This is a genomic window from Bartonella sp. HY406 (assembly GCF_025449315.1).
GTDB lineage: Bacteria > Pseudomonadota > Alphaproteobacteria > Rhizobiales > Rhizobiaceae > HY038.
In genome coordinates this window covers 695,396-719,446 of sequence record NZ_CP104893.1, presented here as the reverse complement: position 1 = coordinate 719,446, position 24,051 = coordinate 695,396, and the positions used below count along the sequence as shown (strand labels likewise).

General features: G+C 40.5%; 19 protein-coding genes. 11 read left to right on the top strand and 8 right to left on the bottom strand.

All coding sequences use genetic code 11. The features are described 5' to 3' along the window. Positions 1 to 73 precede the first annotated feature (73 nt). On the top strand, positions 74 to 922 hold the full coding sequence (modD, locus tag N6B01_RS02920; RefSeq protein ID WP_262079832.1) for a ModD protein: 849 nt from the start codon (positions 74 to 76) through the stop codon (positions 920 to 922). A 25-nt stretch (positions 923 to 947) separates the two neighbouring features. Here the strand turns inward: modD and modB are convergent, their stop codons facing one another. Together modB and modA are read right to left on the bottom strand one after the other, a co-directional pair. After that, complete coding sequence (modB, locus tag N6B01_RS02915) at positions 948 to 1,649, bottom strand: molybdate ABC transporter permease subunit (RefSeq protein ID WP_246708123.1); 702 nt, start codon at positions 1,647 to 1,649, stop codon at positions 948 to 950. Between the two features lie 4 nt (positions 1,650 to 1,653). Next, positions 1,654 to 2,385: a molybdate ABC transporter substrate-binding protein gene (gene modA / locus N6B01_RS02910; protein ID WP_262079831.1), complete on the bottom strand. Its 732-nt coding sequence runs from the start codon at positions 2,383 to 2,385 to the stop codon at positions 1,654 to 1,656. A gap of 65 nt (positions 2,386 to 2,450) precedes the next feature. Here modA and N6B01_RS02905 point away from each other — a divergent pair, with 65 nt between their 5' ends. Continuing rightward, a complete protein-coding gene (locus tag N6B01_RS02905) occupies positions 2,451 to 3,326 on the top strand; it encodes an ABC transporter ATP-binding protein (protein WP_262079830.1) in 876 nt (291 codons plus the stop codon). Positions 3,327 to 3,360: 34 nt separating this feature from the next. Here N6B01_RS02905 and N6B01_RS02900 read toward each other — a convergent pair whose 3' ends face one another. Together N6B01_RS02900 and N6B01_RS02895 are read right to left on the bottom strand one after the other, a co-directional pair. Then, complete coding sequence (locus N6B01_RS02900; protein ID WP_262079829.1) at positions 3,361 to 3,738, bottom strand: DUF4260 domain-containing protein; 378 nt, start codon at positions 3,736 to 3,738, stop codon at positions 3,361 to 3,363. Between the two features lie 106 nt (positions 3,739 to 3,844). Next, positions 3,845 to 4,024, bottom strand: a complete 180-nt coding sequence (locus N6B01_RS02895) for an Imm40 family immunity protein (RefSeq protein ID WP_410007223.1) — start codon at positions 4,022 to 4,024, stop codon at positions 3,845 to 3,847. 366 nt (positions 4,025 to 4,390) lie between these two features. Between N6B01_RS02895 and N6B01_RS02890 the strand changes: the two genes are divergently transcribed. From N6B01_RS02890 to N6B01_RS02880, 3 genes are all read left to right on the top strand, one after another. Continuing rightward, positions 4,391 to 6,172, top strand: coding sequence for an SLC13 family permease (locus tag N6B01_RS02890; RefSeq protein WP_182418833.1), 1,782 nt, complete (start codon positions 4,391 to 4,393; stop codon positions 6,170 to 6,172). Further along, the gene (locus N6B01_RS02885; RefSeq protein WP_182418832.1) at positions 6,169 to 7,308 is read left to right on the top strand and encodes an FUSC family protein; all 1,140 of its coding nucleotides are present in this window, start codon (positions 6,169 to 6,171) and stop codon (positions 7,306 to 7,308) included. The genes N6B01_RS02890 and N6B01_RS02885 overlap by 4 nt, the downstream gene beginning before the upstream one ends. 107 nt (positions 7,309 to 7,415) lie before the next feature. Then, positions 7,416 to 8,387 (top strand): tetratricopeptide repeat protein, encoded by a 972-nt coding sequence (locus tag N6B01_RS02880; RefSeq protein ID WP_262079828.1) that lies wholly within the window; start codon positions 7,416 to 7,418, stop codon positions 8,385 to 8,387. 216 nt (positions 8,388 to 8,603) lie between these two features. Here the strand turns inward: N6B01_RS02880 and N6B01_RS02875 are convergent, their stop codons facing one another. Further along, positions 8,604 to 9,344 (bottom strand): OmpW/AlkL family protein, encoded by a 741-nt coding sequence (locus N6B01_RS02875; RefSeq protein ID WP_182418830.1) that lies wholly within the window; start codon positions 9,342 to 9,344, stop codon positions 8,604 to 8,606. Positions 9,345 to 9,696: 352 nt separating this feature from the next. On the opposite strand from N6B01_RS02875, the gene N6B01_RS02870 reads away from it, so the two are divergent. The 5 genes from N6B01_RS02870 to N6B01_RS02850 all read left to right on the top strand — a co-directional run bounded on the left by N6B01_RS02870 (position 9,697) and on the right by N6B01_RS02850 (position 15,555). Further along, positions 9,697 to 10,212 carry a GNAT family N-acetyltransferase gene (locus N6B01_RS02870; protein WP_262079827.1) on the top strand — a complete coding sequence of 172 codons (516 nt, stop codon included), beginning with the start codon at positions 9,697 to 9,699 and terminating at the stop codon, positions 10,210 to 10,212. Positions 10,213 to 10,388: 176 nt separating this feature from the next. After that, a complete protein-coding gene (locus tag N6B01_RS02865) occupies positions 10,389 to 11,381 on the top strand; it encodes an ArsR/SmtB family transcription factor (protein WP_262079826.1) in 993 nt (330 codons plus the stop codon). A gap of 79 nt (positions 11,382 to 11,460) precedes the next feature. Further along, positions 11,461 to 12,366 (top strand): methylenetetrahydrofolate reductase [NAD(P)H], encoded by a 906-nt coding sequence (gene metF, locus N6B01_RS02860; RefSeq protein WP_262079825.1) that lies wholly within the window; start codon positions 11,461 to 11,463, stop codon positions 12,364 to 12,366. Between the two features lie 156 nt (positions 12,367 to 12,522). Further along, a complete protein-coding gene (locus N6B01_RS02855; protein ID WP_262079824.1) occupies positions 12,523 to 13,263 on the top strand; it encodes a pyridoxine 5'-phosphate synthase in 741 nt (246 codons plus the stop codon). Between the two features lie 372 nt (positions 13,264 to 13,635). Next, positions 13,636 to 15,555, top strand: coding sequence for a potassium transporter Kup (locus tag N6B01_RS02850; protein ID WP_262079823.1), 1,920 nt, complete (start codon positions 13,636 to 13,638; stop codon positions 15,553 to 15,555). A gap of 82 nt (positions 15,556 to 15,637) precedes the next feature. On the opposite strand, the gene pth is transcribed toward N6B01_RS02850, so the two are convergent. Next, positions 15,638 to 16,378: an aminoacyl-tRNA hydrolase gene (gene pth, locus N6B01_RS02845; protein ID WP_262079822.1), complete on the bottom strand. Its 741-nt coding sequence runs from the start codon at positions 16,376 to 16,378 to the stop codon at positions 15,638 to 15,640. Positions 16,379 to 16,547: 169 nt separating this feature from the next. Beyond that, positions 16,548 to 17,159, bottom strand: a complete 612-nt coding sequence (locus tag N6B01_RS02840; protein WP_182418824.1) for a 50S ribosomal protein L25/general stress protein Ctc — start codon at positions 17,157 to 17,159, stop codon at positions 16,548 to 16,550. Positions 17,160 to 17,484: 325 nt separating this feature from the next. Here N6B01_RS02840 and N6B01_RS02835 point away from each other — a divergent pair, with 325 nt between their 5' ends. Further along, a complete protein-coding gene (locus tag N6B01_RS02835) occupies positions 17,485 to 19,017 on the top strand; it encodes a helicase HerA domain-containing protein (RefSeq protein ID WP_182418823.1) in 1,533 nt (510 codons plus the stop codon). A 101-nt stretch (positions 19,018 to 19,118) separates the two neighbouring features. Here N6B01_RS02835 and N6B01_RS02830 read toward each other — a convergent pair whose 3' ends face one another. Continuing rightward, positions 19,119 to 23,495 carry an autotransporter domain-containing protein gene (locus tag N6B01_RS02830; RefSeq protein WP_262079821.1) on the bottom strand — a complete coding sequence of 1,459 codons (4,377 nt, stop codon included), beginning with the start codon at positions 23,493 to 23,495 and terminating at the stop codon, positions 19,119 to 19,121. Positions 23,496 to 24,051 lie beyond the last annotated feature (556 nt).

Sequence of the window (24,051 nt, the reverse complement as noted above, 5' to 3'; positions counted from 1 at the left end):
TATAACTATTTTTTAAAAAGCAAAAGTAATTGAGAAATTTAACAATAAAAAAACTGGCCACTAGAGGACAAGCATGATTTTCCTAACTGATGATACACTGTTATCCTTACTTAATGATGATTGTCCTTATGGTGATATTACCACCAATGGCTTAGGTATAAGTAATGTCAAAGCACAAATAACTATGTCAGCACGACATGCTATGACCTTATGCGGCATAGAAGAAGCTGCGCGTATGTTTTCTTTGAAAAATATTGAAACAACTTTGTTTTATAAAAGCGGGGATGAGTTAGCAGCTGGTGATGTGATATTAACGGCTAGTGGACCAGCCGGTGCTATTCACGAATTATATAAGGTTGCACAAACTTTTATGGAAATTTTATCTGGCATAGCGAGCGCAACAGCTAATATTGTTAAAGAAGCCAAAGCCGGCAATGCTGATTGTCACGTGACATGTACACGCAAACATATGCCGGGCGTTAAGAAAGCGGCATTAAAAGCTATTATTTGTGGCGGCGCAAGTCCACACCGTTTGGGACTCTCTGACTTCGCTCTTATTTTTGCAGAACATCGCAATCTCATGTCGCCAAATATTAGCCTTGAAAAATACATTGCTGATTTACGCAATGCCGCACCAGAGCGTAAAATTGCTATTGAAAGCAACAATGTTGAAGAAGCGTTGGAATTTGCAAAAGCTGGCGCGGATATTATCCAGATGGATAAGGTAAGCCTTGAAGATATCACCCAATTAAAAACAGCTTTTTTAAGCTTTAAAAATCCTCCCCTAATATCTGCTGCAGGCGGCATAAATACGCAAAATGCGAAAAGTTTTGCGCAGGCAGGAGCAGATATTCTTGTAACCTCACAGCCTTATTATGCACCTCCAAAAGATGTGAAGGTAGCAATCCATAAAGCCTTATAAAATATTGGGAAACATAATATTAAATTTAATGTTTTTGCAAATCATTACGGGTGAAAATGCGCATTAATATAAATATCAGCATGGAAATAACTGCAAGTAGAAGCGACAATGCCAAGGCGCGATCATAGTCTGTATTGAAAACGGCATTATAAATTTCTAACGATATTGTATTGGTACGGCCTAAAATATTACCGCCAAGCATGAGGGTTATGCCAACCTCGCCCATTGCGCGGGCGGTTGCAAGGATGAGGCCTGCGATAAATGCACCTTTTATATTGGGTAAAATTACGAAGAAAAATGTGGCCAAGCGGCTATGTCCAAGCGTGTAGGATGCTTCGCATAGGCTTTTTGGTAGATTTCGGATTGCAGCCTCAACCGGTTTTACGACCAATGGCAGACCAGCAATGACGGAAGCTAAGATCACGGCCTCAATCGAAAATATCAAATTGATAGAAAATACATTGTTTAAAAATTTGCCGATATAACCATTGCGCCCTAGCAATAAAAGAAGAAAAAAACCAAGAGCCATAGGCGGAAAAATAAGCGGCAGCGTAATGATGATATCAAGCAGAGTGCGCCCAAACCACTTTTTTTGTGCTAATGCCCAGCCAAGGAGCGCCCCTAAAATAAGGTGACAAAAAAATGTAGCTATAACGACGCGTAAGGTTAAAATTGCCGATTGAATGACGCTTGGATCGGCAATTTCGTTGATTAGATTAAGTAGCAATATCTTAAAGCCCATAGCGTTTTAAAATAGATTGGGCAGCTTGGGTTTCTAAAAACGACGAGAACTCTTTAACTACTTTTGTTTCTGCATGGTCTTTGGTTACTGCGCAGCTTATCTTGATTGGTGTATAAAGTTTTTGGTCAACTTCGATAAAGCCTCCAATTTTATCGCCAGCGCCTAATGCATCGGTAGCATTGATAAAACCTGCATCAACATCACCGCTCACAATATAGCTGGTAACCTGCGGAACACTAGCAACAGGCAAAATTTTATCATCTACTTCCTTATCAAGCTTAGAGTTTTGTAAAAATTCTCGTGCTGCCATGCCATAAATTGCACTTTTTTGATCTGCAACGCCAATTTTTGTTATGTCGGCTGCTACAATATCCTTAGTATCTTCAATTTTAAGCCCCTTGCGGAAAGCCAAAACTAATTTACCATCACCAAGCGGTAGCATTTTTGAAAATTCAACATTCTTGGCGGCTTTTAATACGCTTTCATCGCCACAAGCCAATGCAACATCTTTATTTTCTGATGCTTGCGTAATAATCTGCCCCATATGTCCATAAACTTGGTCCAATTTTAAGCCGCTTTGCTGCTCAAACTGAGTTGCAAGTTCAGTTATTGGCTTGCGAAAGCCACCGGCTGAAGCGATAATGGCATTATCTGCAAGCGCAGCGCTGCCAAAGCCGATGATGGTGGTCATTGCAATAATAGAGGTCAAAAGTTTACGCATATTAATTTCCTTCATTCGTATTTTAGCTCTATAACATCGTCAAATATCGTTGTATAGTTAAACCTATGAACGCTTTTAAAAAATTTATTGATATTAGTCTAGTTAAGCCGCTGATGGGTGCCGAAGGCGCATTTGACCTTAATGTGGATATTGCCATTTTTGAGCGACAATTTGTTGCTTTATGTGGGCCATCAGGAGCAGGAAAAACCAGTCTTTTACGGCTGATTGCCGGCTTGGATAAACCGCAGATTGGCCAGATTGACGCCCAAGATGATATTTGGTTTTCAAGTCAGCGGCAGATTAATAAGCGGGTACAAAATCGCCATATTGGCTTTGTTTTTCAAGACTATGCGTTGTTTCCCAATATGAGCGTACAAAAAAACCTTTATTACTCCATTAAGGAAAAGCATAAAAAGAAAATTGCCTTAGATTATCTAGCCTTAGTGGGCTTGGAAAATTTGGCTCACGTCTATCCGTCACAATTATCAGGTGGGCAACAACAACGCCTTGCACTTATCCGTGCCTTAGCCAGCAAACCAAAACTCTTATTACTTGATGAGCCTTTGTCGGCGCTTGATCCACATATGCGTCTATTTTTACAAGGTGAAATACGGCGCTTACATGATTTATTTGAAACGACAACCATTATGATTAGCCATGACAAACAAGATATTATTTCAATGGCTGATCGCATTGTGGAATTAAAAGCTGGAAAAATTGTCACGGATCAAGATTTAAAGAATTATCGCCAAAACAAGGTACATAACAAGCTGGAAATGATAGGTGAAATTTTAAGTCTTGCTGATGAAGATGGATTTGTTATTGTTAAAACATTGGGGCAAACTATCAAACAAAAAATTGATAATTTGCCCCAAGGCTTTAAAAAAGGTGATGTGGTTAAACTGTGCTGTGATCATTTAAAATTCAACGCAGCCGAATAAATTTTAGTAGGACCGCTACAGTCTTATTGATCCCCTATTGTTTAACACCACCAATTTTGCCCAAATGTGTATCTTGAAAGCCTGTTGGATATTTCAAACCAAAGCCAAGGACACGATCAAATTCGATATGAGCCGCCCATATTAAGCCGATGGATAATAAATTTTGATTATCTATTACTAGTCCAATGACAACGAATATAATCGCAAAAATTGTGGTATGAAATAGGTTATAGATAGTACTGCCGATGCCCCGCGAAACTTTATAAGCAATAATCGAAATATCGGGTACAAAAAATAAAATAGCGAAAAGCACCCATGAACCTTGCATTTTCCAATAGATAAATATCACTGCGACTAAGAAAAATAATGCCTCGATACGTAAAATATGATTAGGCTTGTTAAATGAAAACATGGATAAATACCGAATGTGAGAAATATATTAAATTTACCGATATTATTAAAAAATTAAAAAATAATGACAGCTTGAGCCATGTCTTCGTTAAAAACTTATTTGATATTTATTGTTTGGGTACAAGAAGAAAGCTATATTTTGCATAAATTGGGTTAGAAACAAATTTTATCGCCGCATTTATCCTACGCTCAAAATATTCTTGATCACCTTCATTAGCTTGGCTATCGACCGACCAACTATCGCCATTGGGATTTATCTGACCGTTAAGATAAGTATCACCACCCAATATGGCTATATTATTTTGTTGAAGCTCTTCAATCGCAGTGAGGCACTGGATTTTAGTTAAAACCCAATTATTTATACCTTTGTCGTGCAGAGAAAGCCCTTTTCAAGAATGGTGGTTATTATTTCACGATGTGAAAAATCCATCTTTTGTCTTTCCAATGCAATTTAATTTACAATGACATTACGAATCTTGTTAAATTATTGTTTATATTTATTTTAATGGTGTATTTTATGTTTTTTTAACGAAAAAAAATATGTGCAAATCATATTTTTATGATCGTTTAATTGTAAAACTTAGCTACTCAATACCATTGAATAGTTTATAAATGCCCAAAATGGCGATTAACGCCAAAAGGAATAAACTCTCATGACGCATCAGCAAATTTTTGCCTTTTCAATTATCGGTTTGATGATGTTCTTTTTCATTCTCGACCGATTTCGTTTTGATGTTGTGGCAGTTTGCACATTACTTATTGCGGTAGCGGTTGGAATTGTACCTGTCAGCGGTGAAAATGGTGCTTTTTCTGGGTTTAGTGACGATATTGTTATTATTGTCGGTAGTGCTTTATTGGTAAGTGCTGGTGTTGCGCGATCGGGCATTATGGAAAACCTCATCCAACGTTATTGGCATGATACCGGATCTGTAAGAATGCAATTGGCGTTTTTGGTCATTGTTGTTACCATTCTTTCAGCTTTTGTTAAAAACATTGGCGCTTTGGCAATTATGCTACCGGTAGCTTTCCAATTTGCGCGTCGCTCAAACGTATCACCGTCAATATTTTTAATGCCAATGTCTTTTGGCGCTTTGATGGGCGGCCTTATGACGCAAATTGGTACATCGCCCAATGTGGTTGTTTCGCGTATTCGTGAAAATATGACTGGCCAGTCATTTTCTATGTTTGATTTTACGCCTGTTGGCGCGACCATTGCACTTGGTGGCTTTATTTATCTTGTGCTTTTTTATTGGATTTTGCCGGTGCGTGGTCGTAGCGAAGTTCCAAATAGCGAAGCGATTGAAATTCGTGATTATGTTTCTGAAGCAGAAATTGTTACGGGCTCACCCTATATTGGTAAAACCGTTTCTGAGGTTTTGCGTCCCGTTACCGGCAGTTTAATGTTGTTACAAATCATTAGGGGCGGAAAAAATATTGCACCACTTCCCGATACGATCTTAGCTGAAAGTGATATTATCATCGTTGAAGGCAGTCCCAAAGCCCTTGATATTTTGATTAATACCGGCAAACTGTCATTGTCTACTGGGCGGCCTATTCCAGAAGGCGATAAAAAACAGGAACTCGATGTTATTGAGGCGGTGATTACTGATAACTCGCCGCTTATCGGTATTTCCGCCAAGCGCCTTGCACTATTTGACCGCTATGATGCCAATCTTCTTGCGGTAAGTCGCCAGCGCGAGCGTATTCGTGCCCGCCTTGGTGAAATATCTTTTCGCCTTGGTGATGTTATTGTATTGCAAGGACGAGAACACCTATTACCCGGCCTTTTACGTGATTTAAAAGTTTTGCCGCTTGCCAAGCGTAATATTAATATAGGGAGCTTGCGCCGTGGGCTTATTCCATTGCTTATCTTACTATTGGCAATTATGGTTACAGCTTTGCAGCTCGTGCCAGTCGCTATCACTTTTTTTGCCGCGGCAACCGCCATGGTTGTTTTTAGGGTTATTCCAGGTCGCGATATTTATAAAAGCTTAGATGGGCAAATATTAATAATGCTTGCCGCGCTTATTCCAGTCAGCCAAGCGCTGGAAACCACGGGCTGCACCAAATTGATTGGTGATTGGCTTTCTTATTCTGCAGCCTCGTTACCACCTTTTGGTGCGCTTGCATTAATTTTGGTTGCTGCCATGTTGGTGACACCTTTCTTGAATAATGCAGCAACGGTAATGGTAATGGCACCAATTGCATCAAGCTTTGCAACGTCACTCCATTATAAGCCGGAGGCTTTTTTAATGGCAGTTGCTATTGGTGCAGGGTGTGATTTTTTAACCCCAATAGGTCATCAATGCAATATGTTGGTTATGGCACCAGGAGGATATAAATTTAGTGATTATCCGCGCCTTGGGCTACCATTGTCATTTTTAATCCTCTTGATTTCAGTACCGATGCTAATGTGGGTTTGGCCATTACAATGATTGGACTTGAACATTTAAATCGCCGTTTAAAGCTGGCTTGGTCGCAGGCGCGCGCCAATTGGGTAGACGCTGCGCTTGCTGGAATTGCGGCGGGTATATCTTGGTATATTTCACAGCATTGGCTTGGGCACTCTCATCCTATTTTTGCGTCAATGTCGGCACTTATTTGTATTGCTCCAGGGCTTACCAACCATGGCAAACAAGCTATTTATGTATTGATTGGTGTTCTAACTGGCGTTTTTGTTGGTGAAATGACGCTTTTATTACCGCCAATGGCAATTGAATTGCGCATCACTATTGTGGCCTTTTTGGGATTGCTTATTGGTTCTGCCTATGCAGTTGTTCCAGCAATTATTATCCAAGCGGGCGTTTCTTCGGTTATGGTGCTCGCAATGGGTGCGGAAGTCGCAGGTTTTACGCGTGTCATTGATGTGATGGTTGGAACTGGGATTGGTCTATTATTTAGCCAAGTGCTTTTTACGCCCGACCCCATTAAAGCCCTTCGCGCCTCGGTTGAACGCTTTTTTCGAGAGCTTGCCAATAATTATACTTTAGCCGCCAATGCCCTAGATGAAGGCAATGTTGCGGCAGCCGTAAGCGCTTTAAAAAGCTGTTCACGCACCCATATTGCTTTGGTTGCCTTAACTGGCGCTATTGATGTAGCGCGCGATAGTGCACGCTGGACATTGCGTGGCCGTATTGCATCGAAACAAGTTACCGCTTTATCGGTGCGCTATGACCAAGCGGCCATTCGTCTTTATGCGGTGACGCTGTTATTTTCTGAAGCTCTTGTCAACGCACTGCGCAAACAAGCAGAACCGCCACCAGAATGGCTAAGTGATGCTATTCGAGCTGTTGCCGATAATTGTCGGGTATTTTCCGGCGAAGGTGGACATTACACCGATTTTTCAAAGCCTGATCGCTCAATCCGCAGTGAAGTACCAATTTCTTGGCGCAATTGCGTCAACGATATTGAAATGACCGAAAACACGATTGCACGGTTTTATAAAAGTCGCACACGAAAAGCGCGATTGCAAGCCCATAAGCGGAAGCAAATCCTTGATGCCGTCCGTGCTGAGGTAGAACAAAGCAAAAAAGAAAAATTACTTGCCTTACAAGGAAAAGCGGAAAAATAAACTTTATATTGTTTAACTTATCACTTTATAAAATATACTTGCAATCGGCGATTATTTAATGACAATATGATTGATGGAAAAACGCATTGTTTTTAAAGGAGTTAATGATGACTGTGATACAAGAACTCCCTGTCAAAATTGAACAGCAAGTTACCGACTTTTTAAGTAAAGCTGGGGAATTGGCGCGTAGTGGAAATATCGCTTTAAGCATAGAATATGGCCTTAAGGCTTGGGATCTTATTCCTGAGCCTAAAGAGACGTGGATGATGTATCCGCAAATAATGTCAATCAATATGGCTAATAAATATGCCAATATTGGTAACTCTGAAGAATTTGCCAAGTGGATTGATATTGCTTTTAAAATGTATCACTCCCCAGAAAAAACAGAACTCTATGTTTTAAGTACTGCAGGTGAAGGCTATCTCAAGCTTGAAGATTATGAAAAAGCCTACCAAGCATTTCATCGCACATATGAAATATACGGCAAAGGTGCTTTTAGAGGAGAAGATTTAAATCACTATAAATTTATGCTTTATTATGAAGATGAAAAGCAAAAAGCGACTTTGGATAAAAATGCGATAAAAGCCTATCTTATTGAAAACGGCTTAACATCAAGCGCAAAAACTCCAGAAGTGGTTGATGAATTGGACGAGGACGAGTTGCCTGATGATATTTATGAAGAAGTAGAAAATCTATCAGGGCAAGGGCAAGAGTTATTTGATAACAAGCAAATAGATGCAGCTATTGAAAAGTGGCAGCAGGCGTTGAGTTTATTACCAGAGCCGCGCCAAAAGTGGGAAGCAAGCCTATGGCTTTATGCAGCATTGGGTGACGCTTATCAAAGTAAAGGCGATCATAAGGAGGCACTATCATATTTTGAACGCGGCTATCAGTCAGCGGAGGGCTATTTAAATCCCTATATTCTTTATTCAATAGGTACGAACCTATATGATTTAAACCGCAAGGATGAAGCAACCGATTATTTGCTGCGCGCTTATATGTTAGAAGGCGATGATATTTTTGACGAAGATGGCGAAATATATTTAAACCATCTTAAGGAAAAAAAGCTTATAAAATAGTGCGTTACAAACAGTGTACTCGCTAGTGTTTAGCTCATGTACTGTATCATTGTTTTTAGTTTATTAGCCCACATGATCAAAACTGTGGGATTATTTTTAGTTAAAAAAAAGCTAAAAAATACAAAAGGGAGTGTTTCAAAGAAACACTCCCATTACTAACTTGATGGTTAGCCCCCACATTTCATCAAGCTATAATGCAATATTGCAAAGCAATAATTAGAAGCGATAGGTGACACCAGCGCCAATCAACCATGGGTCAAGCTTGGCTTTACCACTAATATGTGGATCAAGACCAAGTGCGCCAGCTGTTGCTGCATTTAAGCGACCGTTCCAATCAGGACGCAAATAAAGTTTTTTGACATCCATGTTGAAGCCCCAATGCTTGTCGATCATATAGTCGAAACCAACTTGCAAGGCTGCGCCCCAAGTATTTTTAACATTGAAGTCAGAAAGACCAATACCAGCATCATTTGCATAGCCTTTTTCTTTATAGAAGAAGGTGTAATTTACACCAGCACCAACATAAGGCTTAAAGTTGCCAAAATTGGTGAAGTGATATTGCAATGTAAGTGTTGGAGGCAAAATCCATGTCTTACCAAGACGACCCGCACCAGCTTCTTTTAATGAACGACGGCTATCTACTTTAGAAAATGTTGTACCAAGAATAAGCTCGGCAGCAAAATTATCTGTAAAGTAATAAGTGATGTCAAGTTCAGGAATTACTGTATTAGAAAAACCAAGGCCTGAGTTGTCAATCTGGCTAACGTGACCTTTGTTTTGTGGAACAACACCCAAAGCGCGAACGCGGATCTGCCATGGGCTTAAAGCCTCTTGCACAACCGGAGCTGCATCATATTGTGTTGGTTGTTGACTTACAACATCGGCAGCAGATGCCGAGGTAGAAAAAGCCGCTGTAGCTGCTATGGCCAGAACACTAGCACCAATCCACTTTTTCATTTTTCTCTCCGTAAAAGTGCAATTAACATGATTAATCAATGCACCCTTTACGCCCTTAGTTCATTGATTGAAATCAAATTATTTGGAAAGCTAACGTTATCATCGTTAGATATTGGGGCTTGTTGCTTACTTGCAACATATTAGCTTTACCTCAATATTTGTAAATATTTTATACCTTGCTTTTTTTATGGCTATTTGAATTTTTTTTGCTAATAATAACTTTATTGGGTTTTCACTCTATTTGCATTGGAAAAATTATTGACTGGTTTTATGATTCTTAACCGACGAAGAACAGTGGTTCGCCTTTAAAGGCAGGTTTTGTCGCGTTTTTTATTTACCAGTGGAATTTTCAATGATATTTGCAGAGCTTACCTATGCGCAGGAAAATGCCGCGCATCAAGATATAATCGAACAATTGAATGCAGAAGCTTTTGGTCCTTCGCGTTTTACGCGTGCAGCCCATCTCATTCGCGAATCTGGTGGGCATGATTATTCTCTTTCCTTCGTGGCATTAAAAGATAATGAAGTTGTCGGTACAATACGGCAAACACCTATTTATATTGGCCAAAATTTAAGCCTTTTATTAGGGCCGATTGTTATTTCTCCAAATCTTAAAAGTGCAGGCATTGGCAAGTATTTGATGAATTTGGCAATTGATGCTGCGCGATACGCTGACTTTCCATCAATTCTATTGGTGGGTGATGAACCTTACTATGGTCGCTTTGGCTTTAAAAAAATACCTCAAGGGCGCGTTATTATGCCAGCCCCAGTTAATCCGGATCGTTTATTGGGATTAGAGCTTGCCCCCAGCAGCCTTGTAGATATTGCCGGTATTGTTCGCCACAAAAATTGCTTGAAACTCATTTAGCAATATTAAAAGGGCGTTGTTAGGAAAAATTTAAGCTCATTAATGATGCGTCCTTTGTTTATCCAATCTATATAAATCACAATATTAATGAATTAAAAAGCTAGACAAGACATAAACATATCTTTATATCTATTTTATCATTCATACAGGGTGGCATTTTAATTGGAAATGAAAATATGACGAATCTTGATCTTGCTGCAATGGTTGAAATGCTAAAAGCTGCGTCTGAAGCAACGCGCCTGCGCATTTTGGCGGTTTTATGCCAAGGTGATTTAACAGTTTCTGATTTGACACGTATTCTTAGTCAATCGCAACCTCGGGTATCACGACATTTAAAGCTGTTGCAAGAAGCTGGGCTTATCATTCGTTATCAAGAGGGCGCATGGGCTTATTTTCGCCTTGCTGATGATCAAATGCGCATGACAATTACTCATGCAATTCTCAATCATCTTAACCATGGTGATCATATGTTAGAAAGCGATCAGCATCGGTTAAATCAGGTTAAAGAAGAACGCAACTCCTATGCTGCTTCTTATTTTTCTGCAAATGCTGCCCTGTGGGATAAGCTGCGCCTGCTTCATGTGCCGGATAATGCCGTTGAAGCAGCGATGAGAGAAATAGTTGGCGGCAAGACATTTCAATCCATGCTTGATATCGGTACTGGCACTGGATCAATGTTGAAATTATTTGCTGACTTATACCTACGCGGTGTCGGTGTTGATAATAATCGTGACATGCTTGCTATTGCGCGTTCTAATCTCGATTTGGCGGGCATTACGAATGCGCAAGTACGCCAAGGCGATATTGCTGCCTTGCCCGTTGATAAGGAAAGTTTTGATCTTGTTACCATTCATCAAGTCTTGCATTTTTTGGATGATCCACAAGCTGCAATTCGGGAAGCTGCGAGAGTTATGCGCCCCAATGGTCGGTTAATTATTGTGGACTTTGCTGCCCATGATTTGGAATTTTTGCGCACCGATTATGCGCATTTAAGACTTGGGTTTTCTGATGAGCAAATGAAAACATGGATCGACAAAGCAGGATTAGAATTTGTTGATAGTGTAGAGTTTGAGCCTAAGGATCGCCAAAAAGGCCTAACGGTTAAATTATGGCTTGCAAAGGATCCGCGACTTTTGATGGCTGAGAAGGTTTCCGCATTAACCGCATGATAGGCAACTTTATTTTTTAATGCGAATTTATTTTAATTTCAACTGGCCCAAAGGCCTTAACATTGTAGGAGAGTAGGCTATGGCATCTTATGGGTTGTCCCGCCGTAATAATATTGGCGAGAATCTCAAAGTTTCTTTCGAATTTTTTCCACCCAAAAGCGAAAAAATGGAAGAAATGCTATGGCAAACAGTTGAGCGGCTTGCCCCATTGAAGCCAGAATTTGTATCAGTAACCTATGGTGCAGGTGGTTCAACCCGTGAGCGTACGGCGCGCACTGTTGAGCGGATTATTAACGAAACGGGTCTTACAACTGCGGCGCATTTAACCTGTGTTGACGCTACGCGTGACGAGGTAGATCAGGTAGTGCGTGAATTTGCTGCCCTTGGCATTCGACGCTTTGTGGCTTTGCGCGGCGATCCAGCCAATGGTATTGGCGGCACTTATGAGCCAACCAAAGGCGGATATTTTAATGCCGCTGATTTGGTTGGTGGTTTAAAGGCCATTGATCCAGATTTTGATATTTCGGTGTCTGCCTATCCAGAAAAACATCCAGAAAGTCCAGATTTTGCAACCGATATTGAATTATTAAAACGCAAAATCGATAATGGCGCGACCCGCGCGATTACGCAGGCATTTTTTGACAATAATTTATATGAAAGCTATGTTGAAAGAGTGAGACGTGCTGGAATTTATATCCCAATTTTACCCGGCATCTTACCTATTCATAATTTTTGGCAGGTGAGGAATTTTTGTTCACGCAATGGCACTCATGTGCCAGATTGGCTTGCTCAGCGCTTTGAAGGATTGGAAAATGACCCAAAAACTCATGGCCTTGTTGCAGCCGCAGTCGCCGCTGAGCAGGTGGTTGACCTTGTTGAGCGTGGTATTACCGATTTTCATTTTTATACACTAAACCGTGCCGATCTTGTTTATGCTATTTGCCACCTTATCGGCATTCGCCCCAAGGTTAAAAAAGAGATTTAATATCTTCATTTAAGTGCCCATCTTAAAGGTGGGCACATTAAAGTGATTGCATTTCCTATTAAAAACTATGCTATAAATATTTATCTGGTTGTTTTTTGCGGTTAAATCTATAATCTTTCAAAAAACTTTTGTACAATTTTAATATGGTTTTATAGTATGACGAAATTATCGGTTAATCTTAATGCCATTGCTCTATTACGCAATCGGCGGGATTTGCCTTGGCCAGACCTTTTGCACTTTGCCCGCATTGTTTTAGATGCTGGCGCTGTTGGCATTACGGTTCATCCGCGTCCCGATGAGCGTCACGTGCGATTTAGCGACCTTAAAGACATCCGTAAATTATTGGATAATGACTATAAAGGCCGTGAATTTAATATTGAAGGCTACCCAACTGATCATTTTTTAGGTTTAGTTGAAGAAAATGATGCAGACCAAGTAACTCTTGTGCCTGATGCGCCGCAGCAATCAACATCAGATCACGGTTGGGACTTTGAAGCAAATGCCGATCGTCTTGCGCCCATCATTGCGCGACTCAAAAAGAATAAAATTCGTATATCACTTTTTGCGGATCCTGAACCCAAAGGACTCGATATAGCCGCTAAATTAGGGGCAGATCGGGTCGAGTTTTTCACAGGCCCATATGGTGCAACTTTTAACGATGAAAAACAGCAAAAAATAGAGTTGCAACGTTTACAGCAAGCATCTGAAACTGCTAAACAAAATGGTCTTGAAATTAATGCTGGCCATGATCTCACCATTGCTAATTTACCACCATTGATAAAAGCCGTACCTTACATTGCGGAAGCATCAATTGGGCATGCCCTTATTGCAGATGCGCTAGAATATGGTATGAATATGACTGTGAAGCGCTTTATTGACGCTATGTCACAGCAATAAATTGAGGTATCGTGATTATTATTCAAACAAATTTGCCTCGGCGTAAATGTTTATAGATGCCGAGACATTGGAAAATGAAAAATGGTTGCGGAATTTAGATACCGCATTTATTGTTAAAGTAAAAAGAGTTTAGTTTTTTTAGCAAAAGATTGCTATTTTTAAAGATCAACAAAGGTAGTTTAGGCATAGCCTGATATTGAGAACTATCGGAAAAGAGATAAGGCGATGCAAGTAAGCTTGGCAAATATGTCTAGTAGAGCTTGAAGAGGCTTTTTAAAAATGGGCTTAGCCTGTGAAATTTTATTTCCCCCTATATTCAAAGTAAACCTTAATGACGTTTATGCCTCATAAGGTGTTGAAAGGAATCCAGCAATGGCTGATCTGCAAACGGCAGATGTGTCTTCTGATGACTTGACTGAAGAAACAAACGACCATTCAAAAGAGAGTTTCCGTCTCTTGCTGCTTGGTGCAATTGGTGTTGTTTATGGCGATATCGGTACCAGTCCGATTTATGCTTTCCGTGAAGCGCTCCATGCCGGCGCCGGAGGCAAGGCAATTGCCAGCGAAGATATTTTTGGGGTTATCTCCCTTATTTTTTGGGCATTAGCTCTTATTGTCACGGTTAAATATGTTATTTTCGTTTTAAGAGCTGATAATAATGGCGAAGGTGGTATTTTATCATTGATGGCCTTGGCTCGTACTGGCTTTAAACATCATGGTGGCTGGGCGCTTGGTATTGGTATCATAGGTGCGTCATTGTTTTTTGGCGATGCGGTAATTACGCCGGCAGTGTCGGTGCTTTCAGCGATTGAAGGCATGGAAATTGTCGCACCAGATCTCGAGCCGATTATTGTGCCGTTGACCGTTGTGGTGTTGTTGGCACTTTTTGCCGTGCAGCGTTTTGGTACGGGGCGGGTTGCGGTTATTTTTGGCCCTATTACCCTTGTATGGTTTTTGGCCCTTGGTTTCTTTGGCCTTATTCATATTGTTGATGATTTATCTATTTTACAAGCTTTATTACCTTGGCATGGTGTTGCTTATATTTTTAATAATCCGGCAACATCTTTTGCCGCGGTTGGCGCGGTATTTTTGGCGGTAACGGGTGCGGAAGCCCTTTATGCTGACCTTGGCCACTTTGGTAGAAAGCCAATTGTTGCGGCTTGGCTCTGGGTGGTTTTCCCATGCCTTATCCTAAATTATTTAGGGCAAGGTGCATTTATCTTAAGCCATGGGCAAGCCGCTGCCAATCCATTTTATCAAATGTTACCAAGTTGGGCATTAGTACCGATGATTTTAATGGCGACAATGGCAACTGTTATTGCTAGCCAAGCTGTCATTACTGGTGCTTTTTCTATGGCGCGCCAAGCTGTACAATTAAATATTTTGCCACGTTTGGAAATTTTGCACACATCTGAAAAAACCCTTGGCCAAATTTATATGCCAAGGATCAACTTCATTTTGGCAATTGTTGTGATCGCATTGGTTATCGGTTTCCAAAAATCCACCAATTTGGCAGCCGCCTATGGCATTGCCGTTACCGGGAACATGCTTGTAACGACCGCCCTTCTTTTCATTGTAATGACCCGTATTTGGAAATGGAGCCTGCCAGCTTGTGTCGCGTTAACAGCTTGTTTCTTGACAATAGATATTTTGTTTTTCTCGGCTAATATTATTAAAATCCATGATGGTGGCTGGGTGTCAATCGGTCTTGCGCTCATTGTTTGTGTGGTTATGTGGACTTGGGTGCGTGGTACGCGCAACTTAATGAAGAAGACACGCAAAAATGAAGTAGAACTTGAGGTTATTATTGATAGTCTTGCAAAAAGCCAGCCAACTATAGTCTCAGGTACTGCAGTTTTCTTGACCGGTGATCCCAAAACCGTGCCCACCGCGCTTATGCATAGCTTGAAGCATTATAAGGTCTTGCATGAGAATAATGTTATTCTTACCGTTAAGACTGCTTCAACGCCGCGAGTTAGCCGAGTTGATCGCGCAAGGGTTTCGCAATTTAACGAACGTTTCATGCTAGTAGAGCTAACCTTTGGTTATATGGAGCAGCCTAATATTCCACGCGCTTTAGCCTTATGCCGTAAGCTTGGTTGGAAGTTTGATATTATGACAACATCATTCTTTGTGTCGCGTCGTTCTATCAAAACAGGTAGCAAGCCTGAAATGCCGCGTTGGCAAGAAAAATTATTTATCAAGCTTGCTCGTGGTGCCTCTGATGCAACAGAATATTTTCAAATTCCGACCGGTCGTGTTGTTGAAATTGGTACGCAAATTACAGTGTAACCTTTAAAAATCAAAGGCGTTTTAGCAAATTGCTAAAACGCCTTTTTGTGAATGCTAATTTTAATTTTGGCTTTATTTCCAGCTATTTTTCTTTGTTGCCAAAAAGCCTTTTAAGCATATCGGCCATGGGTCCAGATGCTTTTTGCACATGATGATCGTCGCGGGCTTGCCTTATGTGGCTTTGTTGCTTAGGCTTTCCGGTTGCGCCTTCATCAGTTTTAGCTTTATCAACTTTAGGCTTTTTTGTTTTAGCGTTGTTATCTTGCTGCCCAGATATTTTATTCATAAATTGGCTATCTTTATTATCAGCGATTTCGCCAATATTATCAGAAATATTCTTCAATAATTGTTCTAGCCAGTCATTATCCACCTTGGCAAAATCACCAAGAACATGATTATGGACGAGTTCTTTTTGCCCAGGATGGCCAATGCCTAAGCGTAACCGCCGATAGTTTGCTCCACAATGGGCATCTATTGATTTAATGCCGTTGTGACCACCAGAGCCGCCACCTGTTTTAATCCGTACTTTGCCTGCGGGTAAATCCAATTCATCATGAATTACAATAAGGTTTTCTAGCGGCACTTTATAAAAGCGCATTGCTTCACCAACTGATTGACCAGATAGGTTCATATAGGTTTGTGGTTTGATCAATAGAATTCTACGATCATTTATTTTTCCCTCACTAATAAGGGCATGGAATTTTTTGCTCCAAGAGGAAAAATTGTGGCGCTGTTGAATGTCATCCACCGCCATAAAGCCGATATTATGACGATTATGCGCATATTGTGCGCCAGGATTACCTAAACCAGCAATAAGCAGCATGATGCCTCGCAGTATAATAATACAAATATTTGAATATTGATTTAAAGAATTGAGTTAACAATTGCCATAAAAAACATAAAGCATTTTACGCATAAACAAAATGTTTAAGCCTAAAATGCTTTAATTTATGTCAGATTGAAAAAAAGGGGAGTAAACTCCCCTTAAAATATTATTCGCTTGCAGCAGCTTCTTCAGCAGCTTCTTCAGATGTAAGAGCAGCAGGAGCTACAATTGTTGCAATGGTGAAATCGCGATCTTGGATAACGGTTTCAACTTTTGCAGGCAATTTAACTGCAGAAATATGGATAGAATCACCAATTTCATAACCAGTAAGGTCAACCGTAATTGCTTCTGGAATTGCATTTGCAGGAGCCAAAAGTTCAACATCGTGACGAACAACATTGAGAACGCCGCCGCGCTTAATACCAGGGGCAGCTTCTTCATTGATGAAATGCACAGGAACGTTTACTTCAACAACTGACTTTGCGGAAACGCGCAAGAAATCAACATGAAGAGGAGCATCGCTTACTGGATTAAGTTGATAATCCTTAGGCAATACTTGAATTTTTTTACCATCAAGATCAATAGTTGCAACAGTTGTACGGAAACCGCCGCCATGAATCTTGTAGAAAACTTCCTTATAGGGAACGGAAATTGCAATTGGTTCTTGCTTGTCACCATAGATGACCGCAGGAATAAGACCGTTGCGGCGAAGTTCGCGGGAGGACCCCTTACCAACCCGATCGCGCTTCTCGGCCTTGAGTGTATAGCCCTTACTCATGGCTGTATCCTTTCAAGTGTTATGGAGATTTTCAACATCAGTTGAAAATATGCAGCAGATCATGCCTATTTATTTGATTTTTCAAAAAAGAGGGTAATGCTTGCATTCCGCGTTGCCTCCAAGGGTGTCTACGCGGATGGCTTGCTATAAAGCAATCTTGCCTCACTTGCAAGAGTTGTGGTTTTTTTATTGAAAAATTCACAATTTGTGCCAAAAAAATGCTAAGTGTCTGTCAGAATCATTTACCACTACGGCCTATTGATCTTAAGGCCGCATTATGATTGCCCTTAGATAGCCGTTAATAGGCCTGTGGTCTGGAGTTTTAATGAAAGTTGATATCAATATGGGTGTAGCGACCAAGGATGTTGCTTTGGGGAAAGCAGCACCAGCAACGCTTGATCTTGAAGAGCTTTTGGCAACCCGCCTTTTGGTGCAGGGTAACTCTGGCTCAGGCAAGTCACATCTTTTACGCCGTCTTCTTGAGCAAAGCGCTGATTGGGTACAACAATGTATCATTGATCCTGAAGGTGATTTTGTAACTCTTGCCGATCGATTCGGCCATGTGGTGGTAGAAGCCACGCGCACGGAAAATGAATTGACCCGCATTGCTGGTCGTATTCGCCAACACCGTGTATCGGTTGTGTTAAACCTTGAAGGATTAGATGCCGAGCAACAAATGCGTGCTGCTGCTGCTTTTTTGGGCGGTCTTTTTGATGCCGAACGCGATTATTGGTATCCGATGTTGGTGGTGGTGGATGAAGCACAGCTTTTTGCCCCTGCCGCTGCCGGCGAAGTGTCTGATGAAGCCCGTAAAGTTTCACTTGGCGCGATGACCAATTTAATGTGTCGCGGCCGTAAACGCGGCCTTGCTGGTGTTATTGCAACGCAGCGCCTTGCAAAACTTGCAAAAAATGTTGCGGCGGAAGCCTCCAATTTTTTGATGGGGCGAACCTTTCTTGATATTGATATGGCACGCGCCGCCGACCTTCTTGGCATGGAGCGCCGGCAAGCCGAAATGTTCCGAGATCTTGAGCGTGGGCATTTTATTGCCCTTGGCCCTGCTTTATCGCGCCGACCATTTCCAATTAAAATTGGGGATGTGGAAACCTCGGCTCGTTCATCTAGTCCTAAATTAATGCCACTGCCTGATGCACCTGTTGATGCACAGGAATTAATCTTTACACCTTTGCCAAGTGAAATTCGCATAGCGCCGCGCCGGCCTGCGCCAGTGCCACCTCCAAAGCCTACTTCTGAAATATTAGAAGAAGTTGTACGGATGCGCCAAGAAGAGCCAGAGGACGAAGCTCCCCTCTTTCCAGAAATTGGTAAGGCAGAAAAAGAAGCGCAATTCGAAAGTGTCATGCGCGACATTGTTAATGATCCTGATGCAGCCTACCGCTCGGTTGCAGTACTTTATCAAGATTTTCTTGTCCGCTGCCGCATCCACCGTGTACCCGGGGAGCCGCTTGATCTTGCACAGTTTCGTCGCAAATTAGCTGTTGCGCAAGCCAGTATTGATGATGAGACCGCATCAGGTGAAGGCTGGCAACAGGCGCTTGAATTATCCAAAACCTTGACCGATGATGTGCAAGGCGTATTTTTAACCGTTGCACAAGCCGCTGTTACGGGCGCCCCCTGCCCCGGCGACGCAACACTTGCTCGTATTTATGGTACTTATTCCCATTCTCGTGCCCGCCGTTTGCTTACCTATTTTGAAGAGCGCGGTCTTGTGGTCGTACGTACCGATTTTTCAGGTAAGCGCATTGTTGTTTTTCCAGACCTTGGCTTAGAAACTGCAGCAGGTGATCCAGAGCAGCCTGATGATGTGACATCTGGCCAACCAACTGCGGCTGAATAAAGATGCAGATCATATGACTACATATAGTTTTTACATTTTGACGTGAAGAGACAGATGTGAGGAGGCTTTGATTATACCACCTCACATCTAAACAATATGAATTAAAATCTTACCTTCCATTCAGCTGTTGCAGCATGGGCCTTTGTTTTTGATCCCAATTGCCCATTATAGCCAAGCGAAATAGTGTTATTTTCATTAAGCCTAACATTAAAGCCAGTTGATATAATGGCCATATCTTCATCTATACCTACGCCTTTGATTGCAAAGCTGGTGCTCGTATTTTGGAAATTATTGATAATCTTGCCATCGATATCACCAAAAGCATGTTGCCAACCAATATCACCATAAAGAGCAACAGGCAGTAACGTAGCAATTTGTAATTCACTCCGAATACCTAAAGTTGTGAAAGTGATATTATCTCTATCACCATGACTATGAAGTGCCGCGTTACTGTTACGCTCCTTTATATCATCAAGGTTTAACCAAATATGGGCAATATTGGCATAGGGGGATAAAACTGCGTTATCAGATAATTTAAAATCCTTTGACATATCGGCAAATAATTGAACTTGCCAACCATTAATATCGCTTTTGGCTTCACTTCTTAAACCAGGAACCCAGATATTACGGCTTGCTTCCCCATCAATATAGCTATAAGAAACGCCACTTCGTAATTTAATCGTATTAAATTCAGTTGCGCCATAACCGCTGACATGGAATGAATCTGCTTCACTTTTAGAATTTCTTCCACCATCAAATTCACCACGGTCATACCCTAAAGCAATACCAGCAAAAAGATTATCATTCACTTCGCCATCAAATCCTAAAGCGAGACCCCACCCCTTATTGTTTATCGATGCAGCATTATGGTTACCATCTATTTTACCACCATGGCCCCACATGGAGAACCATATTGGTTCTGTAGAAGGGAGACGGCTTTCAGATAGCATACGTTTATTTAATGCATCGCGCAGATAGCGATTGTTTAAAATAAGCCCAGAACGGGTAGAGCTATAAATCTCACCAGATAAATTATCATAAGCGGTGCGCGCTTGATGTTCATCGGTAAATTTAAGCATTGCCTGTAAAATATCATGCTGATCATTAAGCTTTGCTATGCCATATCCGGTATTTTTTTGGTTATGGGTTGTACCAACATTTATAAATGCCTGATTATCACGAACAATGCCAAATTGTAGTTTTTGTGGGTCAGTGTAAATAAGCCTTGCAGTGAGGAACAAGGATGCGGCATCAATCGTATCAAAACTACCTGATATACCACCATCTGCATCAATGAACGTGTATATTTTATTAAAATCCCAATCGGAAGCACTGCTTAAAATTTCAATTTTTCCGCCATTAATTGTGGCGCGTCCCATTACCTTTATGAGATCGCTATTACCTGATGCATTCATTTCAACGCCATAGGTTGATCCTTTATCAAAGGTAATCGAACCAACTGTTAAAGTGCCGATAGAGTTACCAGGTGATATAATACCACCATCAAGAACCTGAACATGACCGAGAACCCGACCATGTCCAGCAAGTGTCGCGCCAGAGCTGATATTGACATTACCTGCAATTTGCGCACTATTTGCAAACTCTTTGCTTGCGCCTAAAATTAACTTGCCGGCATTAATATCTGTTGATCCTGCATAGCTATTGGTTGCCGAGAATATGGTTGTGCCATTGCCAATGAGTTTCACATTTCCAGAACCAGAAATTGCCTGGCTTACTATCAAATTTTCATCATTGCGATTAATTGCTAAGGTGCCATTATTGATAATCTCACCAATTACCGAGCCACTATTAGCACCATTACCCAATTGCAATGTACCAGCATTAATGATTGTTTGGCCGCTATAAGTATTATCCTGATTAAGAATAAGTGTCCCCTGCCCCATTTTAGTTAAGCTTTTACCATCCCAATTACCATTATTGGAAATGACATCGCTCAAAACGGTATCAAGCGTAAAATGGTTTTCACTATTGGCAAGGGTAAATGTACCATGGGTTGAGGAAGTATTGGCATACCAACTCAAATCATATGTGGCATAGTACTTTGTGCCATCATTAGATTTTTTGACATGGAGATTTAAATAATCTACCTCACCATTAAAACCACCAATATTGATTGTTTTAAACTCGCCATCAATGCCTTCATTGGCGCTAAATAATACCCGATTAAATGCAGAATTTTCATTTATTCCAGATAAATTAAATGTAACATTATCCTGTATTACAATGTTTTGAGCTGTCAAATTACCAAAGTTCGATGATCCCATACGGCTGTCTGATATTTCTAAAATTGAATTCTCAAACAATGATATTGTTTTATCAACATAAACAGTGCTAGGGGAAAAAATTGCTAAGGTTGCTGCGGCATTGACATTGATATTTCCACCAATATCGCTGATATTTTCATGAGAACCATTGCCAAATTGCACTTTGCCAGCAAAAATATTGGTATCACCTTTGTAAGAATTGCTACCATTTAAAATAATAGTACCCTGACTTGCCTTATTGAGCCCGCCTGTACCGGTTATATTGCCATAAAACTCAGTATCAATATCTTGATTAATTGTTAAATTCGCTGATCCAAGCGAAACATTACCACCAAGGCCAGCTAAAGAGCTTACCGTAAGGTCATAATCATTTAAATCTAAAGTACCATTATTGATAATATAAGCTTGATTTTGCACAAAGGAATTTGCTGAGCCTGCCCTTAAAATACCCGCCTCAATAGTAGTGTTTCCTTTATAAACATTGGCGGCATTTAAAACTAAGATACCATTACCACGTTTTATAAAATTTCCTTCTCCTGAAATGATACCATTAGCCGTAACAACATCATCAATATCAGTTATGTTGATCCAACCATTACCATTAAGAGTTATTGCACGCGTTATTGTATCAATGGCTAGCTTATTTATTGCCCAAAGATCATCACTGCCCTTGGTTCTAAGCCCACCGTCATTTAAGGTGATTACTCCATCAATATCACCAAGGGCTGCCTCCTCATCATAAACCACCGTTTGCCCATCTTTAATGTCGATTGCTTTGAAGCGACTATGGTCATCCGTACAATAAGCACTTGCTCCGCTTAATGATAAGTGCCCAGTGTCAGAACAGTCAAGTTGGATTTTAAAGACGGCATTAGCATCATTATCAAAATCCAAGCCGGTTTTTAGGGCTAATTGCTGACGAATTTCTGGATCGCCTAAATTTAATGCATTCGTAATATCTGCTTGGGTTAAAGTTGGCTTACCATTTTCATCAGAAATTTGGCCAAGATAAACATCGCTACGATTATTGGTACGCGATAGATAAAATTCCTTCTTTTCTCCATTATACCAAGGTGCCTTATTACCGGCTATGGCTGATTGTTCTTGGAGATTTATATCAAATGTGAGACTAATGCCGGCGGCAGAATTACCACTTTCAATTTCTTTAGAAACCGGCATAACCCAACCCATTTTCGCCGAACTATGGCTATGATCAGATAAAACCCCACCACGATTTATTTCACGCAAAGCTAAATCTGCGGCTAGATCCTCCTCGCTTTTATTGTCAAAAAACCACTTAGCATAAGGCCTATTAATGACAAAATGATCAATCCTTACACGATCCCAACGCTGGGAAGAGCCCCAACATCCAGCTGCGGCAGTACAGTTAGCTCCAACATTGGGCCATGTGTAAGATCCATCACTATCTTGCAAATATCGAAAAGGTTCTCTTTGACTTTCCGATTGAAATAATTGCGCGCCATTTTTGATAATATTCATTGTTATTGGATAATTATCGGCAGAAGGATAAGTCTGGTTTGGACGTAAGCCTGTAGCAGACACATCACCAGCGTTAAAATCCCCCGTCAACACCATTGGAATTGGCATGCCATTAATCATATTATTGATTTCACGTGCATCTGCTGCAATATTACGTTGCGCATTATTACCAACTGAACGATCATCCCCTTTGAAATGAGCGGTCAAAACATCTATTTCTTGGTCGCCTCGCATTGTTACGCGCACTGTCGGTACTGCGCCTTGTACTTTATTTAAGGACCAATATCCTTGCCAAGGCCAAAAGCCACTTTGGACCCAAGCAGGTTCATAATTAATTAATGGTGTAAGACGAGCAACACCGCCGATTAATGATCGTAATCTTTGATCACCGCGCCCTTGCCCCACAACATTATTTGTTTGATTATTTTGCGCCACTAAATATTGGGCAAATAACTCGGCCATTTCTTGGGTGTCTTCTTGAAACAGTAAAGCATCAGGCTTAAAGTCTATAAGCCAACGCCCAAAATCACTGTCTGTGGAATAGCTTTTTTTTTCGACATTAAAATTAAATAGATTAAGCTGATACGCATCCTTATTAATTTCTGACGCTAGTGTAGCGGTGGTGCTAAAAAGCGTTGGAATAAGTAATGCACCAATGGCGTAAGATGTTTTTAGAATTAATTTTTTTCGCATTTTTCCCTCGTAAAAAGATTAATGCGATTTTTCTATTGTTGGCGTATTTCAGGATTATTTCATTTTGGTGTATTTAAAATGAAGAAAAAATTTAAATTTGTAGATAAAACTATTATTAAATACTTATAAAATTATTATTTAAAATATATTGAAATTATTCATTTATTATGATTCAATCTCATTATTAATTCCCTTTTTGGCAAGATGTATATTTTTAAAAATTGTTAGAATTTTTTGCAGGCAAGCTATGATCCTAACAAGAATGCTGACAAAGAAAAATAAGCGAAGCAGCTTAAGAGTTAATCAATGCCACGGAAAATTTTATAAATTGGAAGCAAAAACTGTTTCCCATTAATCATCCAACTTTGTCAAAATTTGAAGCTACATAGCGTAAAGGCATATTCTTGAATAGAAAAGCTTAGCTCAAATTTCAAGTTGGATGGTTCTTTCCAAAACTTAAAAAATAAGATCATGAACCGTTCTGCAAAACTATCATTACTGCTTCAACTTTACCCATTGCTGTAATTGGCATTGCTCCTTCAGCGCAAGCAACCAC

Coding starts and splice junctions, on each gene's coding strand:
- modD (WP_262079832.1), top strand. CDS start 74: ATGATTTTCCTAACTGATGATACACTGTTATCCTTACTTAATGATGAT.
- modA (WP_262079831.1), bottom strand. CDS start 2,385: ATGCGTAAACTTTTGACCTCTATTATTGCAATGACCACCATCATCGGC.
- N6B01_RS02905 (WP_262079830.1), top strand. CDS start 2,451: ATGAACGCTTTTAAAAAATTTATTGATATTAGTCTAGTTAAGCCGCTG.
- N6B01_RS02900 (WP_262079829.1), bottom strand. CDS start 3,738: ATGTTTTCATTTAACAAGCCTAATCATATTTTACGTATCGAGGCATTA.
- N6B01_RS02890 (WP_182418833.1), top strand. CDS start 4,391: ATGACGCATCAGCAAATTTTTGCCTTTTCAATTATCGGTTTGATGATG.
- N6B01_RS02885 (WP_182418832.1), top strand. CDS start 6,169: ATGATTGGACTTGAACATTTAAATCGCCGTTTAAAGCTGGCTTGGTCG.
- N6B01_RS02880 (WP_262079828.1), top strand. CDS start 7,416: ATGACTGTGATACAAGAACTCCCTGTCAAAATTGAACAGCAAGTTACC.
- N6B01_RS02875 (WP_182418830.1), bottom strand. CDS start 9,344: ATGAAAAAGTGGATTGGTGCTAGTGTTCTGGCCATAGCAGCTACAGCG.
- N6B01_RS02870 (WP_262079827.1), top strand. CDS start 9,697: ATGATATTTGCAGAGCTTACCTATGCGCAGGAAAATGCCGCGCATCAA.
- N6B01_RS02865 (WP_262079826.1), top strand. CDS start 10,389: ATGACGAATCTTGATCTTGCTGCAATGGTTGAAATGCTAAAAGCTGCG.
- metF (WP_262079825.1), top strand. CDS start 11,461: ATGGCATCTTATGGGTTGTCCCGCCGTAATAATATTGGCGAGAATCTC.
- N6B01_RS02855 (WP_262079824.1), top strand. CDS start 12,523: ATGACGAAATTATCGGTTAATCTTAATGCCATTGCTCTATTACGCAAT.
- N6B01_RS02850 (WP_262079823.1), top strand. CDS start 13,636: ATGGCTGATCTGCAAACGGCAGATGTGTCTTCTGATGACTTGACTGAA.
- pth (WP_262079822.1), bottom strand. CDS start 16,378: ATGCTGCTTATTGCTGGTTTAGGTAATCCTGGCGCACAATATGCGCAT.
- N6B01_RS02840 (WP_182418824.1), bottom strand. CDS start 17,159: ATGAGTAAGGGCTATACACTCAAGGCCGAGAAGCGCGATCGGGTTGGT.
- N6B01_RS02835 (WP_182418823.1), top strand. CDS start 17,485: ATGAAAGTTGATATCAATATGGGTGTAGCGACCAAGGATGTTGCTTTG.
- N6B01_RS02830 (WP_262079821.1), bottom strand. CDS start 23,495: ATGCGAAAAAAATTAATTCTAAAAACATCTTACGCCATTGGTGCATTA.